Annotated in this window: 2 protein-coding genes; both read left to right on the plus strand. The window is 56.9% G+C overall.

The genetic code is table 11. The features are described 5' to 3' along the window. Positions 1 to 293: TOBE domain-containing protein (locus Q0341_RS09485; protein WP_299512509.1), on the plus strand; the 293-nt coding region annotated here is incomplete at its 5' end. Positions 294 to 334: 41 nt separating this feature from the next. Next, a partial coding sequence (locus Q0341_RS09490) for an extracellular solute-binding protein (RefSeq protein ID WP_299512510.1) occupies positions 335 to 1,229 on the plus strand: 895 nt, incomplete at its 3' end.

A 1,229-nucleotide genomic window follows, 5' to 3' on the forward strand; every position in this document is an offset into this window, starting at 1 on the left:
CGCTGATCGACGCCCCCCTGTCCAGCACGGGCATGGATGGCCAGCGCGTGGTTTACGGCACACGTCCTGAGCACCTTCAGTTGGTCAACACCGGTGGCATCCCCGCCGTGGTGGCCGTGATGGAGCCCACCGGCATGGATACCTTTGTGTCTTGCCGCCATGGCACTTTTGAGCTGTCGGCGGTGTTCCGGGAACGCCACGACTTCGCATCGGGCCGCACCATCCACCTGCAGCCTGACTTGCAACGCGCGCACCTTTTTGATGCTGAAACCGGCAAGGTTTTGGCCAACTGACATCACCGATTCCCCAACCCCAGAACCACAGGAGATATGACATGAGCGATTTCAATCGTCGAAAGTTTTTGGAAAACTCAGCGGGCATGGCCGCAATGGCTGGCGCAGGCTCCATACTGAGTCTGCCAGCATACGCACAAAACCTCAGCTTCAAGCCTGAAAAGGACGCCAAGCTGCGCGTGCTGCGATGGAGCCGCTTTGTGCAGGGCGACATAGACGCCTACATGATCAACGTCAAGAAGTTCACTGAAAAAACGGGCATTCCTGTGAGAGTCGACAACGAAGGCTGGGAAGACGTGCGTCCCAAGGCTGCTGTGGCTGCCAACACGGGCGCTGGCCCTGACATCATTCTGTCGACCAACGACGATGCCAACCTTTACCCAGAGAAATTGCTGGACGTGACCGATCTGGCCGAATACTTAGGCAAGAAATACGGAGGCTGGTACCCCGCCTGCGAAGCGTACCTGCGTCCCGATGGCAAAAAATGGATCGGCATTGCCTTGGGCGCCGCCGGTGCATACATGGTTTACCGCACCAGCATGCTCAAAGCAGCGGGCTTTGACAGCTTCCCCAAAGACACGGCTGGCTTTTTGGCCATGTGCAAGGCCTTGCAGGCCAAGGGCACGCCCGCTGGCATGGCACTGGGCAATGCCACGGGCGACGGCTTGTGGACCAACTGGTTGATCTGGTCGCACGGTGGTCAGCTGGTGGACAAAAACAACAACGTGGTCATCAACAGCCCCGAGACCATCAAGGCTCTCGAATACGCCAAAGAGCTTTACGCCACCTTCATCCCCGGCACATTGTCTTGGCTTGACCCCAACAACAACAAAGCTTTCTTGGACAACCAGATCAGCGTCACAAACAACGGCATCTCTATTTACTACGCGGCCAAAAATTCAAGCAATCCCAAGATCAAAGAAATTGCCGCCGACA

Origin of the sequence: uncultured Limnohabitans sp. (assembly GCF_937889215.1) — a bacterium.
Taxonomy (GTDB): domain Bacteria; phylum Pseudomonadota; class Gammaproteobacteria; order Burkholderiales; family Burkholderiaceae_C; genus Limnohabitans_A.